This window comes from Micromonospora sp. NPDC051296 (assembly GCF_040682255.1).
GTDB lineage: Bacteria > Actinomycetota > Actinomycetes > Mycobacteriales > Micromonosporaceae > Micromonospora > Micromonospora craterilacus.
The window spans coordinates 1-17,165 of sequence record NZ_JBFBAO010000118.1; the positions used below are offsets into that span (position 1 = coordinate 1).

At 71.9% G+C, this 17,165-nt stretch carries 6 protein-coding genes and 3 pseudogenes; 7 read left to right on the forward strand and 2 right to left on the reverse strand.

Annotated elements, in window-relative coordinates; all coding sequences use genetic code 11:
- Positions 1-205: 205 nt before the first annotated feature.
- From AB0M52_RS14870 to AB0M52_RS14880, 3 genes and pseudogenes are all read left to right on the forward strand, one after another.
- A pseudogene (locus tag AB0M52_RS14870) lies at positions 206-2,245 on the forward strand (toxin glutamine deamidase domain-containing protein); the annotation flags it as partial.
- A 1,234-nt stretch (positions 2,246-3,479) separates the two neighbouring features.
- Entirely contained in the window at positions 3,480-3,782 is a 303-nt protein-coding gene (locus AB0M52_RS14875) for a hypothetical protein (protein WP_363953446.1), read from the forward strand.
- A 215-nt stretch (positions 3,783-3,997) separates the two neighbouring features.
- Positions 3,998-5,410 (forward strand): annotated as a pseudogene (locus AB0M52_RS14880) (toxin glutamine deamidase domain-containing protein); the annotation flags it as partial.
- A gap of 2,982 nt (positions 5,411-8,392) precedes the next feature.
- Here the strand turns inward: AB0M52_RS14880 and AB0M52_RS14885 are convergent.
- Entirely contained in the window at positions 8,393-9,130 is a 738-nt protein-coding gene (locus AB0M52_RS14885; RefSeq protein ID WP_363953448.1) for a hypothetical protein, read from the reverse strand.
- 1,422 nt (positions 9,131-10,552) lie between these two features.
- Between AB0M52_RS14885 and AB0M52_RS14890 the strand changes: the two are divergent.
- The 3 genes and pseudogenes from AB0M52_RS14890 to AB0M52_RS14900 all read left to right on the forward strand — a co-directional run.
- Positions 10,553-13,912, forward strand: a pseudogene (locus AB0M52_RS14890) (C2 family cysteine protease); the annotation flags it as partial.
- A gap of 2 nt (positions 13,913-13,914) precedes the next feature.
- Positions 13,915-14,787: a DUF6406 domain-containing protein gene (locus tag AB0M52_RS14895; RefSeq protein ID WP_363953438.1), complete on the forward strand. Its 873-nt coding sequence runs from the start codon at positions 13,915-13,917 to the stop codon at positions 14,785-14,787.
- A 52-nt stretch (positions 14,788-14,839) separates the two neighbouring features.
- Positions 14,840-15,676, forward strand: a complete 837-nt coding sequence (locus AB0M52_RS14900; RefSeq protein WP_363953440.1) for a DUF6406 domain-containing protein — start codon at positions 14,840-14,842, stop codon at positions 15,674-15,676.
- A gap of 65 nt (positions 15,677-15,741) precedes the next feature.
- Here AB0M52_RS14900 and AB0M52_RS14905 read toward each other — a convergent pair whose 3' ends face one another.
- Positions 15,742-16,284 carry a hypothetical protein gene (locus AB0M52_RS14905; RefSeq protein ID WP_363953442.1) on the reverse strand — a complete coding sequence of 181 codons (543 nt, stop codon included), beginning with the start codon at positions 16,282-16,284 and terminating at the stop codon, positions 15,742-15,744.
- A 68-nt stretch (positions 16,285-16,352) separates the two neighbouring features.
- On the opposite strand from AB0M52_RS14905, the gene AB0M52_RS14910 reads away from it, so the two are divergent.
- Entirely contained in the window at positions 16,353-16,604 is a 252-nt protein-coding gene (locus tag AB0M52_RS14910) for a hypothetical protein (RefSeq protein WP_363953444.1), read from the forward strand.
- Positions 16,605-17,165: the final 561 nt, after the last annotated feature.

A 17,165-nucleotide genomic window follows, 5' to 3' on the forward strand; every position in this document is an offset into this window, starting at 1 on the left:
CGATGTCGACCCGGCAACGGATCGGTCTCAGCAGACCCGCACCGAGGGGCCGGTCGTCGTACCGGTGCCGGGCAGCACGGGGAACATCCACAGCGGTCCGATCGGGCCGGAACCCGACGCGGGCCTGGTGAATCCGGAAACCCTCAAGCGTTCGGAGGGGCCGACCGGTCGCGGTACGCACAGTTGGCACCTGGATCCGACGTCGGTGGACGGCGATCCCGCCGGCCCGGAGGCGGAACGCACCCTGATCGAGGCGTCACGGACCCTGGCCGAGACCGTCCGGACTGAGGTCAAGGCCGAGAGGATCTCCAAGGGCAAACAGCCCGGCATGGCTGGCGCGTTGCTGATGCCGAACGGGGACATCACCACGCATACCAGCATGACCGCCGACAAGAGCAAGAATCCGCCCGCCCAACCGGCCGTGCATCCGCTCGCGCAGGCTGCGCTGGCCCGAACGGCAGCGGCCTTGGGCACGAGGAAGGGCGGTGGACACGGCAAGTGCGCCGAGGTGGCCCTCGTATCCGATCAGCTCTACCAGCTCGAACAGAAGTGGCGGGACGCGGGCGAGCCCGGCAGCTTTGAACAGTACGCGCTGAACGCCTTCGAAAACGCCAAGATCGTTACGCACCAGGTCGCCACCGCCCGGTCCGGCGGCGTCACCTACGAACTCGGGCATTACCGACCGCCATGCGGGTCGTGCGCGCACTTCCTCCCGCAGTTCAACATCGAGCCGATCACCGATCCGGATCGTGACGTCGCTGTCTACCAGCCGTCCGTACCTGGTGCGGTGGGCAACGGTCCGCCGCTCAGCGACAGCCGGCCGTACGGGCAGCCGGAGGGTCTGGTGCCACCAGACCAGGCCGACCAGGATGCGCTCGACGCGGCAATGCCCCGGGACCCAGCGACCGGGCGCCCGACGGTCCACCCGGATCCGCGACTCGGGTCATGGGCGGGACTGGTCAACGACGGCGGCCCGGACCAGCCGGGACGCAGCACCAACTGCGCGGATGTCGGCCTCTCCGTCCTGTCGACCTGGTACGGCCGCCCGGATGTGGCGGCGCAGACGGTCCCGTCGTCCGAGGTGGAGCGGGGCAGCACCGCCCGGCAGGAACAGGCACTGCGGGCCAGCTTCGGCCACCAGGGCACCGGAAGCCCCGCGTTGGATGCTGTCGCCGACGCTCTCCGCGCGGCGGGTCCCGGCTCGGCGGCCCTGGTCATCGGCGCTTGGCCGGGTGACGGCGGGCGCGCGCACACCTGGAATGCGGTGAACCACAACGGCACCGTCATCTGGGTCGACGGTCAGCGGGGAAGCTTCTCCGACGGCGACCCGCTGTACGCCGACCAGGTGGGCGATGTCTGGTCGATCGTGCTCGACGCCGAGGGCGATCCGATCCGGCCGGCCACGACCGACGGCAGCACGGGCGTGTCCGTGCCGCCGGTCTCGACCGCGCCTGTTGGCAGCACGGACCCTGACTCCGGCCCGGCCGGCCGTCCAGGTGCCGACGCGGACCTGCCCGGCGTCGACCTGACGGATGGCGCCCCGAACGCCGAGGGCGATCCCACCTCGAACCCCGAGGCGGATCCCGCTCCGACTGATGGGCGCGACCCCGACCCCGACCTGGACGCCTGGCCCGACATGCAGGAATGGGCGATGCCGGACACCCGGCTTTTCGGGCCGGACCGGCTGGCGCCCTTGGAAGACCCCCGCTACCAGGACGACCTCGCGGACAGCCTGCTGACGCCCGACGGCTATGCGGTCTTCGCCGACCCGTCCACCCACCCGTACGGCCAGTTGATCAACGACGGCGGGACGGACCAGCCGGGGCGCAGCAACAACTGCGTCGACAACACGCTCGCGGCGCTGGCCAGCTTCTACGGCGACCCTCAGGTGTCCTACCCGCGTTGGCCGGACCGGCTCGACGACGGATCACTGGAGACCCAGCTCGGTGAGCTGGACGGCTTCGGCCGGATCGAGAGCTGGATCGGCGGCGAGTGGTCCGGCGACAACGACACCCTGCCCCGTACGCCCGCCGAGCGTTCCGCCGCTGTGGCCGACCGGTACGCGCAGCTCTACCAGCGCGTCCTCGACGCGGGACCGGGCTCGGCCGCGGTCGTCGCCGTCGAGTGGCTCCGGATCGACGAGCAGACCGGGGACCCCCTGGTCGACGCCGACGGGCATGTGCAGGGCGCGGCCGAACACGTCTTCCTGCTCGTCTACCCGCAGGACGCGGACGGGCCGGTGTGGTGGGATCCTCAGTTCGCCAGCACCATCACCGGCCCACTGCCCGGGGACTATGTTGGACTGACGCACAACCTGTGGTCGATGGAGGTGCAGCCGGATCATGCCGATGGGCAGGGAGGAAGCCCGGCAGCTGATGACCAGGCTGCTCGGGACGGACAACCCGGTGGCGGTCTTTCCGTTCGAGTTCGGCTGGGCAGCCCAGGAGACGCTCTCTCCACAGCAGCGGGCGCAGGGCAGGCAGCTGGGCCAAGGGGTCTTCATCATCGACCAGACGGGAGTGGTGACCGCCCATCCCAGCCTGCCGCCACCTCTGATCATGAAGCGGTACGCGGCGGCCCGACGGGAGGGCCGGATAACCGGCCGGCAGGTCTGGCCGGCACCGGATCCGGCGGACTGAGCGACGGCGACCCGGCCGGGAACCAGTATCTCGACGGGCTCCCGGAAACGGATCGGACCACCCTGCTCGACGCGCTGAGCGAGGCGCAGCAGGACGCCGACCAGATCCTGGCCGACCTGCACAGCGTCAACGCCGACGTGAACGCGCAGCTCGGCCTGACCAACGAGGACGCGCTGAGCACCCTCGGTGAGCAGCACCGCGTCAAGGGCGCGGAGTCGCTGGCTCGCAAGTTCCGTACCGAGCTGGAACCGCTCGGGTACGACATCGGGTCGGCGCTGGACACCGTCAACGACGTGGTGCGGTTCTCGGTGCGCGGGCCGGAGTCCGAGGCGTACGGGCCGGCGGTGGACTCGGTCCTCTCCTCGTTGGAGGCGCAGGGCTACCAGGTCACCGACCTGAAGAACTTCTGGCACCCGGGTAACCGGTTCTTCGGTCTGAACTGCACCCTGACGTCACCGACCGGGCGTACCTTCGAGTTGCAGTTCCCGACCGCGACCAGCTACGCGATCGGCAAGCAGACCCACGGGCCGTACGAGGTGATGCGCGACCCCGCGCAGTCCCCGGCCGCCCGGGTGCACGCGTTCCTCGACATTCTCGCCATCAACAAGGCCAACGGCATCGCGGCGAGCATGCCGGGTGGCATGGACGCCGCGCGGTTCGATACCCCGAAGAACACCAGCTTCGCCAAGTGGATGGCGTCTCCCCGGCAGGCCAGCATTCGGGAGTCGTACGTCGACTGGCTCGGGCAGCAGGGCCGCACGTTCGCCGACATGCTCGCCGAGCGAGGATTGACGGCGTCCGACCTGCCCGGTCTGGACCCTGACCTGATGGGGGGCGTGCATGGCGACGCTGACGTTCGGCTACTTCCTCCTGCGGAGACCGGACGACCCGACCGGCCCGCCGGTCAACCTGATCGCGGAGGCGGACAGCACGGGACCGACCCAGGCGGTGATCTGGGACCGGTCGACGGACGCCTGGACGTTCCGTCCGGACGTGGCGGCGGCGATCCTCTGGGCGAATCCGGAACGCCACGCGATCGAGCAGGTCGACCGGACGACGGCGGAACGCCAGACGGCGCACTTCACGACGGTTCCGTTGCCGACCGAGGCCGAGCTGACGGAGATCTGCCACCGGGCGACCTGACCGCTGACGGCGCCGGGCCGTCGCTGCCGGAGAGCCGGCGGTTCGGGCCGGGTGAGCTGGCGCCGCTGGAGGATCCCCGTTTCCAGGCCGACCTCGCCGCGAGCCTGTCCACGCCGCAGGGGTACGCCGTCTTCGCGGATCCGTCCACCCATCCGTACGGGCAACTGGTCAACGACGGCGGGCCGGACCAGCCTGGGCGGGGCAACAACTGCCTCGACTGCTCGCTCTCGGCGCTGTCCAGCTTCTACGGCGACCCGCAGGTCTCCTCTCCTCGCTGGCCGGACGTCCGACCGGACGGGTCGATCGACACCATGACGGGGGAGGCAAGTGGCCTCGATCGCGCCGAGGCGTGGCTCGGCGCCGAGTGGTCTGGCGGGCCGGAAGGGCTACCCACGACGCCGGCCGACCGCGCGGCGGCGGTCGCCGAGCAGTTTGCGGACCTTCATCAGCGCGTCGCGGAGGCGGGTCCGGGCTCGGCGGCCCTGGTCGTGGCCGAATGGCTCAGGACGGATCCGCACACCGGGGAGCTCGTCCTCGACGGCGGAAACGTGCAGGTCCAGGATTCGCACGCCTTGGTGCTGGTGTATCCGGAGGGTGCCGAGGGGCCGGTCTGGTGGGATCCGCAACGGGGAATGACGTGGCCACAGCCCCCAGCCGCCTACGTGCCGCACACGTACGCGCTGTGGTCGATGGTGACGTCGGTGGAAGGGGTTTCGGATGACGGAGGACGAGGCGCTGGCGCTGATCAAGCGCCTGCTGGGCACGGCGAACGAGATCGAGCTGCATCCGTTCGAGTTCGGATGGCTGGCGAAGGAGCAGCTGTCACCACAGGAACGAGCGGAGGGCAGGCAGCTGGGCCACGGGAGCTACATCATCGACCGGACGGGAGTGATCACGGCGCAGATCAGTCTGCCCGTGCCGCTGCTGATCACGGAGTACACGCAGGCGCGCAGGGAGGGCCGCTTGACGGGGCGGCAAGTCTGGCCGACGGCGGAACCGACGGCCTGAGGAATCCCGGCGCCGGGTCGTCGCTGCCGGAGAGCCGGCGGTTCGGGCCGGGTGAGCTGGCGCCGCTGGAGGATCCCCGCTTCCAGGCCGATCTCGCCGCGAGCCTGTCCACGCCGCAGGGGTACGCCGTCTTCGCGGATCCGTCCACCCATCCGTACGGGCAACTGGTCAACGACGGCGGGCCGGACCAGCCCGGCCGGGGCAACAACTGCCTCGACAGCTCGCTGGCGGCGCTGTCCAGCTTCCGCGGCGACCCGCAGGTGTCCGCACCTCGTTGGGCGGACCGACTCGACGACGGCTCGATCGATCGCGTTTCCGGTGAGCGGGGCGGTCTGGAGCGGGCCGAGGCATGGATCGGCGGGGAGTGGATCGGCGGGCCGGACGGCCTGCCCGATGGCCTGTCGGCCCGCACCGAGGCGGTGGCCGCCCAGTATGCCGACCTCTACCAGCGGGTGGCGGACGCCGGTCCCGGCGCGTCGGCGCTCGTGGTGTCCGACTGGTTGCTCCTCGACGACAACGGGAACGTCGTCCTCGATGCGGACGGTCGGCCCGAGGTCGACGGCTCACACGCCTTCGTGATCGTCTTCCCGGCCGACGCCGACGCGCCGGTGTGGTGGGACCCTCAGACGGGTACGGCGTCGGTGGACATGCCGGCCACCGACGTGCGGGAAACCCATGCCCTCTGGGCGATGATGATGCCTGACGGAGAGGGGCGAGTTGACCAGGGACGAGGCGCTGACGCTGATCAGCCGGCTGTTGGGGACCCGGAATCCGATCGTGCTTCGGGAGTTCGAGTTCGGCTGGCTGGCCCGAGAGAGACTCTCGGAGCAGGAGCGGGCCTCGGGGATGCACGTGGGCCAGGGGAGCTACATCATCGACCGGTCGGGAGTGATCACAGTCCACTCCAGCCTGCCGCCCGGGCGAGTGATGGCGGAGTACGCACAGGCGCGACGCGAGGGCCGGATCAAGGGCCGACAGGTCTGGCCGGAACCGGAACCGACGGCCTGACGGACGCCGACAGCTCGCCGAACCCCGACGGGCTGCCGGACATCGACGGCGCGACCAACTCCGACAACCTGACGGATTCCGACGGCCCGACGGGGCCGCGCGACCCTGACTCCGCCGCGACCGCCGCCGACGGGCCGGACCTTCGGCAGGCCGCCGCCGGTACGACCTTCGGCGGTGCGCTGCTCGACGCCGATCCCGCTCGCACCGCGGAAGCCGTGCAGGCGGCGCTGACCGGCGGGCCGCTGCCCGACGGGGCGAGCGTCGACCCGGCCACCGGCACCGTCACGCTGGACACCGCCGACGGCCCGTACCAGGTACGCATCGAGCTGACCAACCCCAGGGCGGACGCGTCGGTCGTACCCGTCGCCACCGTCCAGTACGCCGCCGACGGCGTCGTGATGCAGGTCTCCACCGGGGCGCATCCGGACCATGTCCGGCGGGCCGTGGCGGCGATGTTGGCCGAGGCGGACACGGTCGCCCAAGACCGAGCCCTCGGGCAGCGCGTCGATGCCACCGCGGCGCTCGCCGAAGGCGCCCGGCCGGAAAGCGACGGCGACCGGGTCCTCACCGCGCGGGACATCGGCCACCTGGCCGAACTGCGGGTCGTGATCGCCGACAGCACCACCACCGCCGATCCGGTCCGGGCCGGCCAGTTGCGCGCCGAGGCGTTGAGCCTGCTCGTCGCCTCCGGCCTGCTGGAACAGAACCCGGCGCATGCGGCACACGGGCTCGGGACGAACGTGCCGATGGTCGGGCCGGCGGCGGCCCAGGCCCGGCTCGACCTGATCCGGAGCCACCTGGGTCCGGTCGCCCCGGCGATCGAGAGCCTGATCGGGCTGGCACACGGTGACGGGCAACAACTCGTCGCGGATCTCCGGGCGGCACAGTCGGCGATTCGCGCCGAGGCCCGTACCTGGGCGCAGCAGGCCACCGCCCTACGCAACGACGCCGACCTCGCCCTGACCGCCCGGGTGGACGCGGCCCTGGACGCGGCACCGGACCACGTCCTCGGTCGGCTGGTGATCGGTGGTGGCTGGGCCGCCACCGCCGACTTCGTCACCATGGGGGTCGCCGGCGACACCGGGAGCGGGCTTCCGCCGGTGCTCTGCGTCTCCCAGGGCCACGACCCGTGGGCGGAGCGGCAGGCCCTGCTGATGGGGCAGATCCCGTCGGAGCTGGAGCTTCCCGGGTTGCCGTTCCAACCCGCCGACCTGGCCGACGAGGGCACCCAGTTCACCCCGTCCGACGTTTTCGCCGACGCGGTGGGCGCAGCCCGGGCGTTGAGCGGAATGCCGACCTACCAGGGCATGGCGACCGCGATCACGCCCCGCCCGGCCGACGCCGTGGGCTGGCCCGACGGCGCGAACTTCCGGGTGAGTATCGGCGGGCGGGAGGTCTTCACCGCGTCCGTCGACGTCGCGACCGGCCCGGGGCCGGCCCGGGTTCCGCGCGCGCCGGCCACCACCACCGGCCAGTACGTGGACCCGACGACCGGCTACCGCGTCGACCGATCCGGACCGGCACCGGTGTTCCGCGCCTCCGACGGCACCACGGTCGCCCCGGACAGCCTTCCCCCGACCGTACGAGCCGTCCTCGGCGGCACCGGCACGAATGCGGCGAACCTGCCGCTGCTTACCGATCTCGCTGGCCGGCCGACCGATCCGCTGGTGGCCGATCCGGTCTCCGGCTACGCCGTCGACGCCTCGAACGGGCAGGTCCACGACCCATCCGGCCGAAAGGTGGATCACCGGACGCTGCCCATGGAGGTGGCCGCCCGGCTCGGCTACGCAGACGGCTCGTTCAGTGATCCCCGCCCGGCCACCCCGCCCGTTAACTTCGGCGGACAGAACCTGGCCGACGCGTACCGCCCCGGGGACCGGGTGCTCGTCTACGGCGCCGGCGCGTCCGGTGCGTGGGACATCGAGCAGGCTGCTGCCTCTGCGGCAGGACGCATCGACTGGTCGGCCCAGGCCGGGAACTTGCCGCCCGACCAGGTGACGGGCGACCCGGCAGTGGACGCCGAGGCGCAGCTGCGACACAGCTTCAGCGGCGGCTACAACCGGCGCAACACCCTGCCCGGCCTCGGGGCGTACTCGGATGCCGCCCAGGCCCGGGTGGCCGACATGTCGTTGCGTGAGGTCGTCAGCGTCCGGCACACCGTTGACGGAGCGTTCCTGGTGCGCTTCACCGACGGTACCGAACAGGTCTACGACCGGGTGGTGCTCTCGATCGGGCAGGAGCCCCGACTTCCCGGCGGCGTGCATGCGCTGCTGTCCGAGGTGGACCTGTCGGCGCTCGAGGGAACGGCCATCGAACTGGGTGGCCCGGCGGACGTGCTGGGACTGCGCGACGGCAGTGGCCAGCTGAGAGTCCTCGGCGGTGCCAGCGTGGCCGGTGCGCTCCTGGCCGAGGTCGAGGAATCCGTCGGGGACTCGGTCAGGCTGCAGGCCGCAGCGCTGCCGGACGACTCGCGGGGTATCGCGCCCAGCATCCGGTTCCACGCCCAGCGGATCGCCGAGGCCAACCGCGGTGCCACTCCACCGTCACCACCGACCGTGCCAACCGCAGGCGGCCCCGCACCTGCGGATTCGCCGTCAGACCTCGTCCCAGCCGACGCCGAGCCAACGCCAGCCCCACTCGATGTCGAGCCAGGAGAGCGGCCCGTACCGGGCGATCAGCTCTTGGCCGAGCGCGGGCATCTCGACCCACATGGGCTTGCCGTCGATGTCCTGCCCAATGCCCTGGGCGGTGACCTCGACGGGGTTGCGTCGCAGGTCGACGTAGCGCAGGGCGGGGAGGTTCCGGCTGGCGGCGAGGGCCTCGGCACCGGCCGGCCCGATGCCGCAGCGCGCCAGCCCCAGCCAGCGCAGCCGGCCCAGGTAGCGGGAACCGACCAGCGCGGTGAGCCCGTCGTCGCCGATCGGATTGCCCCGCAGGTCGAGGGCGACCAGGCGGCCCAGGCTGGCGACACCGGCGATCTCCGGCATCAGCCCGGCCGCCTCGGTCAGCACCAGATGCCGGACGGGAAGGTGGGCCCGGACCTCGTCGCCGTGGTCGACGAAGGCGCGGGCCGTCATGGTGACCGACTCGACGAGACCGTTGCGCACCTTCCAGTCGACGAGCAGGTGGGCGACCGGCGCGGCGAGGCGCGGGATCACCCGCCGGTACAGCAGGACGTTCTCCCGAGTGGCGCGGGCCCGCGCCAGGTCGAGACGGATGAGCGTGGCGTGCTCGGGGTCGGTGGCCTCGATGGCGTCGGCGTACCGCCGGCGCAGCTCGAGGTCGTCCGGGTCGGCCAGGATGGCGGAATAGATCTCGGCGGGCGTGGCCATGACGGCAGCGTATCGACGGACGGCTCGATCACCGCCGCCGCGGTTCCGGGCTCCACATTCCACGGCCTGGGCCGCCCGGCCGCCGATCCGGCGGCGGTGCTGGACGTGGCGCGGGCCGCCCTGCCACAGGTGGCCCCGTACGCCCAGGTGGACGCGGTGGTTCCGGTCGGCCCCGACCGGTTCGAAATCCGCTCGGCCGGGCAGTACCCGCTGACGGTGCGGCTCACCACCGGCCCGTTGACCGACGGCGTGGTGGCCCAGTCGGTCCGCAACCCCGACGGGACCTTCACGGTCACCGTGTCGGACCGGGCCGTCGACCAGGTGGTCGCCCGGGCGCTCGCGCACGAGGTGGCCGAGCTGGTGGCGCTGCACGAGTCCGGCCGGGCCCTGGTCGGCCCGCTGGACCCGGGCAACGTGCGCGGCCCGATCGACCCGGCCGGGCTGACCGCCCACGACCGGGGGCGGATGGCCGAGGTCCGGCTGCTCGCCGCCGCGTACGCCAGCGCCAGCGCCGACCCGGCCACCCGGCTGGCCGTACGCGCCGAGATCGACGCCCTCGCCGGCCACCTCGGCCTACGGGTGGGCGACCCGGATGTCCGGGCCCGCTGGGCCCTGCTCCCGCGCGACGTGCTGGCCCACCTGATGCAGCTCAGCGTGCCGTCGATCACCCCGGACGCGGTCTCCGCCGTGCTGGCGGGCGCGCCGACCCTCACCGAGGTCGAGCGGATCCGGATGATCGACTACCGCTCCCGGCTGGCACCGGACTTCCAGGTGCCGCAGCAGGCCGACCTGGACACCCGGCTGCGGGAACTGGCCGCCGAGGCCGAGCACGCACAGTCCGGCATGCCGCGGATGTCCGCCTTCGCCGGGCAGATCGTCGGCGTACCGCAGGCGCAGCTCGACCGGATCCGGGCGGTGGACCCGCAACTCGCCGACCGGCTGGCCGCGGAGGGCGTCTACGTCGACCTGACCGGCCGCTACGACCTGCGCCCGTACATGGTGGCGGGAGTTCCCGCGATCGACCTCGGCGCGGCCCGCCCGGCGTTCGACCTGACCACCGAGGCCGGCCGGCAGGCCCAGCTGCACGAGGACCGGCAGCGGTCCCGGGCCGCGCTGCGCGGGCTGCCCGGCGGCCAGGCCGCGGCCCTGCTCACCAACCACGACTTCCACTACCAGGGCACAGCCCGGTGGATGGGGCTGGTGCCGGACGTGCTGACCGAGGCGCTGCGCAGCATCACCCCCGTCACACCGGCCGCTGCCGTGATGGCGGAGACCGCCTCGATCCAGCAGCCCACCGGCGACATCAGTGCGGTCGCCGACCGGGTGACCCTGCCCCCGGACGCGCCGAAAAAGCCCGGGCCGGTCTATGGGCCGGCGTTGGACGCCCGGACCGGGCAGCCACCGCCGCTGTTCGACGGCCCGCCGAAGCGGGAGGACGTGCAGCAGGGAGCGCTCGGCGACTGCGGCATGATCGCCGTGATCGGCGCGGTCGCCGGTCAGCTGCCGAGCACCATCGCGCAGATGTTCCAGCCGAACCCGGACGGCTCGGTGGACGTGCTGCTGCACGAGGCCAGCGAGCCGGGCTACTCGGTCAACCCGACCGGGCGCCAGCTGCGAGTCACCGTGTACCCGGACGTACCGCTGCATCCGAACTCGAACGGGCACAGCGCGTACGCCAACCAGTCGGCGGTCGGCACGGCCTGGGCGTCGCTGCTGGAGAAGGCGATCGCCGCCGTCGACCGCACCTGGACCCAGCAGCGCCACGACCAGTGGCAGCAGCAGTGGACCGCCCGCCCGGGCGTGGACGCCGCCCAGGCCGCTCCGCTCGGCTACGCCCGACTGGGCAACGGCAGCAGCCGTTTGGTGCAGGCGGAGCTGCTCACCCAGCTCACCGGGCTGCCGACCGGAGTGAGCCAGCTCGACCCGACACCGGGGCGGGAGGCCGACACCGAGGCCCGGCTGGCGGCACTGCTCGCCGCCGGCAGTCCGGTGATCATCGGGACCCGCCCGGCCGCGGAGTACTCGGCGTACCCGAACGGCAAGCCGCCGTACGGGCTCGTCGCCGGGCACGCGTACGAGATCGTGTCGGTGGCGAACGGTGAGGTGCAGCTGCGCAACCCGTGGAATTCGAGCCATCCGTCGCCGATGCCGGTGCGCGCCTTCCTCGACCTGATGAGTCCCTGGTACGCGCACGTCGAGCTGGCCCGGAGCACCGTGGCGGCGCTGCCCGACTCCGAATTCCACGGTCAGGGCCGGCCGGTGGCCGACCCGGCAGCGGTGATGGAACGGGCCCGGTCGATCCTGCCGACGCTGGCCGAGACGATCAGCGCGGACCAGGTCGTCGCCGTCGGACCGGACGTCTTCGAGGTCCGCTCGGCGGGCCTGGAGCCGCTGCGGATCCGGGTCACCACCGGTCCTCTCGCCACCGGCCAGGTGGCCCAGACCACCCGGAACCTGGACGGCACCTTCACCCTCACCGTCTCCGACCGCGCCGCCGACGCCGTGGTCGACCGCGCGGTGGCGCACGAGGCCGCCGAGCTGCTGGCCCGGCACCAGACCGGTGAGGCCCAGGTCGGGCTCTTCGACCAGGGCGCCGCCGAGGGACCGATCGACCCGGCCGGCCTCTCCGCCCGGGACCACGGCCGGCTGGCGGAGCTGCGCCTGATGGCCGCGTGGTACGCGCAGGCCGATCCCACCGCCCGACTCGCCCTGCGGGCCGAGGTCGACGCGCTGGTCGACCGCCTCGGGCTGCGCTGGGGTACGCCGGAAGTGCAGGCCCGCCTCGCGCTCCTGCCCAGTGACGTGTGGACCCAGGTGATGCGGCTGAGCGTGCCGGCGATCACGCCCGATGCGGTGGCCGGCGCCCTGGCCTTCAGTCCCACCCAGACGGCGGTCGAACGGTTCCGCGCGATCGACTACCGCGGCCGGCTGGCGCCGGACTTCCAGCCACCGCCGGCCGCCGCCCTGGACGCCAAACTGCGGGAGCTGGCCGCGCACGGGGAGCGGAGCCAGTCCTCGTTGCCCCGGATGCCGGCCCTGGCCGGCCAGATCATCGGCGTACCGCAGGCGCAGCTCGACCAGATCCGGGCGGTGGACCCGCAACTCGCCGACCGACTCGCCACCGAGGGCGTCTACGTCGACCTGACCGGCCGCTTCGACCTGCGCCCGTACACCCTCGACGGGGCACCGGAGTTTCCACTGACGGCCTCGGCACCCGCGTTCGATCTGAACACCGAAGCCGGCCGAATGGCACTGCTCAGCGAGGACCGCAGCCGGGTCGCTGCCACCTTCCGCGCCGCGTACGGGTCGAATCCCGCTGCCATGGCGGTGCTCAGCACGCACACCTTCCACTACGTGACCGGCGCGAGGGTGATGGCGCTGGTTCCGAACGGGCTGACGGATGCGCTGCGGACGATGATGCCGCCCGAACTTGAGGTCGAGGTCGAGGTCGAGCCGACCGTGACCACCAGCGAGGTGGCCGTGGTCGCCGACCGGGTCACCCTGCCCGACCCGGATTCCGACTACCCGGTCGGCTACGGCCCGGCGCTGGACTCGCGTACCGGACAGCCGGCGCCACTCTTCGACGGACCACCGCGCCGCGAGCAGGTGCGCCAGGGCCTGCTCGGGGACTGCGGGATGCTCGCCGCCATGGCGGCGGTTGCCGGCTACCGGCCGGATGCCCTGACGCAGCTCTTCCAGCCGAACCCGGACGGCACGGTGGACGTGCTGCTGCACGAGAGCGTCCTGCACGGCGACACCTCGACCGCTACCGGCCGGCGCGTTCGCATCACCGTACGGCCCGATGTGCCGCTGCGCGGCGACGTGCCGGGGGAGTCCGCCTATGCCGACGGGTCGTCGAACGGCTCGGGCTGGGCGTCGGTTCTGGAGAAGGCGCTGGCGGCGGTCGACCGGACGTGGACCAATGAGCGACGCGACGCCTGGCAGCGGGACTGGACGGGATGGCGCAGCACGGATGATCCACACCAGGCGGCGCCGTCCGGCTATGCCCGCCTCGACGTCGGCAGCACCAGCTACCTGCAGGCAGAGCTGATGACCCAACTCACCGGTGTGCCGAGCCGGATGTCGTCCTTCGACACCAGGCCCGGCCAGGAGGCCGTCGTGGCTGCCCGGCTGGCCGCACTGCTCGCCGCCGGAAGCCCGGTGATCTCCGGCACTCGGCCCGAGAACACCTACCCGCCCGGATTTACCCAGCTGCCGTACGGGCTCGTGTTCAAGCACGCCTACGAGGTCGTGTCGGTGGCCAACGGGCTGGTGCAACTGCGGAATCCCTGGAACTGGGATCATCCGGCGCCGATTCCGGTGCGCGACTTCCTGGACCTGATGGCTCCCGATTACGCCCACATGAACATCGCCGCGGCGGTCACCGCTCCACGAAGCGGCTGGGCAGCCGACCCGTCCGCCCCGCCGACGATGCCCGCGGTGCCGTCGATCACGGTGCCCCGACCGCGCGCACCGGAGGTGGCGGCAACGGCCGGCGGGGATCGACCACACCGCCACGCCCTGGGCCGTACCCACCTAGAGGACGATCGGGCCACGGTCAGCTACCGTGCACTACTCGGCGGCGACGGTACGGTGAATGGCCTGATCGTTGTGGTGTCCTCCGGTCGAGGGCAGCGTACGACGCACTGGACGATCGACGGGAAACCCGCTGTCGGAGGCTCGGTGCCCGTGGCGCGGGTCGAGGCCGAGCGGATCGCCCGTGAGGTGCTTGGCTTCGCGCTGCCGCCGGAGCCCGTGCTGTGCGACATGGTGGACGGCTGACGATGCCGACCACAGGGACAGGGGGACAGCCGTTGCGATCCTTCACTGCCAGGGCCGCGATTCGTAACAACGTCCCCGTCGACGTGGGACCGGCCAGCCTCGGGGCGCGTTGGGTCCACGTGGGGCCGCCCGTCCGTGCCGGGATCGTGGTCATGCCGCACGGGGCTACGGAGCCCTCATACCACGAGGTGACACTTGGCGAGACCTTCCCGGTAGGCGAGGAGACCTGGCGCTTCGCGGATCTCGACATGGCCAGCGCAAACGAGTGGCGGGTGAGGGTCCGTCGGGCGGACGAAGACGAGGTGACGGAACCCCCCACCGGTCACCTTTGGGAGCGGGCGCGGCTGCGCCCCTACGGGCAACTTGACGAGACGCAACTCCAGTCGGTGGAGGTGGCTCTGGGGCATCCGCTGCCACCGGACTACCGGGACTGGCTGCGCCGGAACAATGGCGCGCTGCCCGAGGTCGAGCATCATGTTCCCGGCGCACCGTTCTCCCTGCTGCCGGAACGTCCGCTGTTCGGGGTGCATCCGCAGTACCCGCTCTTCGACCTGGTGCACGCGCAGCGCGTTCATCGGGATCCGTGGCTGTCGCCGGCATGGTTGGTGATCGCGAACCCCGTCGGCGGCTTGCTGGTGATCTCGGCGCAGCCGAGTAGCAGCAACGTCTATTTCGTGCACGAGTTGGATCTGCTGGGCCCGCCTGGCCCGCCCGCCTCAGCCGCCCGGGAGCGGAAGCTACGCGCGGTGGCCTGGTCGATGGGCGAGTTCATCGGGCGGTTGACCCCGAGGGAGTTGGACGACCAGCCACCGGTACCGATGCTGCCGCCCGGTACGTTCACCGATTCGCGCAACTACGAGAACGGGCAGCCATGAGCAAGGCGCGGGCGGAAAGGTTCGTGCCGACGAAAGAGCCGGGAGAGCAACGTTGCGCTCGTTCACTCACCTGACCGCCATCCCGAACAACGCGACGGCGGATGTCGGACCGGCCCGGTTCGGGGTCCGCTGGGTCGACGTCGGGCCGCCGGTGCGCGCCGAGATCATCGTCATGCCGTTCCGGAGCGACGAGGACTTCGCCTACGAGGTCACGCTCGGCGAGACCTTCGCGGTTGGTGAGGAGACCTGGCGCTTCGCCGACCTCGACATGTCCAGCACGGACGAGTGGGAGGTCACCGTCCGCCGGGTGGACGAGAACGAGGTGATGGAGCCGCCCACCGGACGCCTGTGGAAGGCGGCCCGGCTGCGTCCCTACGGGCAGCTCGACGAGACCCAGCTCCAGTCAGTGGAGGCGGCCCTCGGGGCCCGGCTGCCGCTGCACTACCGGGACTGGCTGAGCCGGAACAACGGCGCGCAGCCCGAGGTGGAGCACCACATCCCCGGCGTACCGTTCACCCTCCTGCCGGAGCGTCCGCTGTTTGGCGTGCATCCCCAGTACCCGCCGTTCGATCTGGTGCACGCGCAGCGCGTACACCGGGATCCCTGGCTGTCGCCGGCGTGGCTGATCATCGCCAACCCTTCCGGCGGTCTGTTGGTCGTCTCGGCCCAGCTGGGTGACGAGAACGTCTATTTCGTGCACGAGCTGGACCTGGTCGGCCCGCCGGGCCCGCCCGCCTCAGCCGCCCGGGAACGGAAGCTGCGCGCGGTGGCCTGGTCGATGTACGAACTTATCGGCCGGTTGACCCCGATGGAACTGGACCAGCTTCCTCCGGCGCAGATCCTGCCGCCCGGCACCTCGACCGATCCGCGCAACTACCAGGACGGGTAACCCACGGCAGGACGCAGACCTCGCTGGCTTGCGCCCGCGGCGGGGTGGGAAGCCGGACGGTCCGCTCAGCTGAGCGTCGACAGCAGTCCGGCGTACGCGTCGCGGACCGCGACAAGTCGGTCCCGCCGGAAGCGGCCCGGCTCGCGCTGGTGCAGCTGCCGCCCGCGGTCGCTGACGATGGCGCCCTGCGGAACGCTGTCTCCGCCCGCCGGGATGAACTTGCCGACCTCGTCGAGCGCGGCGACGGCCCGGGTCAGTGCGGCCCGGGCCCGCTGCCCGGCCTCGCCAGCCGTGGAGTCGGCCGGCACCGAGCCGGCGTAGGCGTCGGCGACCAGGAGCCACTCGCCGGGATCGAGCAGCTGCGACGGCTCGTCGCCGCCGTAGCGGAACCCGGTGCCCGCCCCGCCGATCGTCGCTGGCAGCCGGAAGATGAACTCCCGGTCCTGGCCGCAGCCCGCGCAGGCGCCGGTGTAGCGGCTGGCCAGGTCGCCGTCGTCGAGCGCGATGACGGAGCTCTGCCGGGGGAACCGGCTCTCCCCGCACGGGCAGGGGTGCAGGTCCATGTAGAGGTGCGCCTCCGCGTTGGTGCGGCTCAGCGGCGGGGTCATGCGTCCCACCGTACCGATCGGACGCGCTTGCGGCCGTCCCGGCCGTGCCGCTGGCATACTCGCCGACCATGGTGTTGTCGCGCGGCTGGGCGGTCTTCCTTACCGGGGTCGGCGTGTGGACCTGGGCGATCTGGCCGAGGTTCGCGGTGGCCATCTGGAAGGACCGGAGGTCCTGGTCCACCGGCATCGTCGGGGACGGCGTGCCGACCGGCTTTCTCTGGGTACACGCGCTGCTGATCGTGGCGTCGTTGGCCAGCGGCACCGCCGTCGGTCTGCTCGGCCTCCGTGCCTGGCGGGCATCCCGCCGGCGTACGCGCTGAGCCCCACCACCTGCGCGGTCGGTGCGGTTGGCGCTGGCGTTCCGGTGTCCATCTCGGAGCGCACGGTGACCGGATGATGGGGTGTGACGGGGACCGCTCTCCCCCGATTTGACGATCAATCCCGTGGACGCGTAACTTTCTCTCTGCCAGCGCGGAACGGGCAAACAGGGCGAAAGTCCTGAGGCTCCGAAGCGGTGGTGCCGGGTCCGGGAGGATTCATCCTCAGTGGACACGGTCCGGGTGGGGCTCGACCACGCCGCCGAGAGGCGGATTTGGCGGAGCGGAACCGACCGGGTAAGGTTTACGACCGGCAGGGCACCGGGCGAGCGTGCGGGAAACCGCAGCGGCCGGCCTGCCAAATCCGATGAACGAGCGAGGCGGTTCGCCGCTGCGCGGGTTCGCGGGTGCCGAACCGCCTGAAGCGTGACGGACCGGGACACACGGTTTGACACGGGCCAGAGGGTAAGGTAACGTAGTAAAAGTGCCCGGCGCGAGAGCGGCGGGTGTGTGGACGAGATGCCCCGGATGGGTGCCTGCGGTTTGTGGGTGTGCCTGATGGTG

Excerpts from the sequence above, each read along its gene's own strand:
- AB0M52_RS14875 (WP_363953446.1), top strand. The coding sequence starts at position 3,480 with ATGGCGACGCTGACGTTCGGCTACTTCCTCCTGCGGAGACCGGACGAC.
- AB0M52_RS14885 (WP_363953448.1), bottom strand. The coding sequence starts at position 9,130 with ATGGCCACGCCCGCCGAGATCTATTCCGCCATCCTGGCCGACCCGGAC.
- AB0M52_RS14895 (WP_363953438.1), top strand. The coding sequence starts at position 13,915 with ATGCCGACCACAGGGACAGGGGGACAGCCGTTGCGATCCTTCACTGCC.
- AB0M52_RS14905 (WP_363953442.1), bottom strand. The coding sequence starts at position 16,284 with ATGACCCCGCCGCTGAGCCGCACCAACGCGGAGGCGCACCTCTACATG.
- AB0M52_RS14910 (WP_363953444.1), top strand. The coding sequence starts at position 16,353 with ATGGTGTTGTCGCGCGGCTGGGCGGTCTTCCTTACCGGGGTCGGCGTG.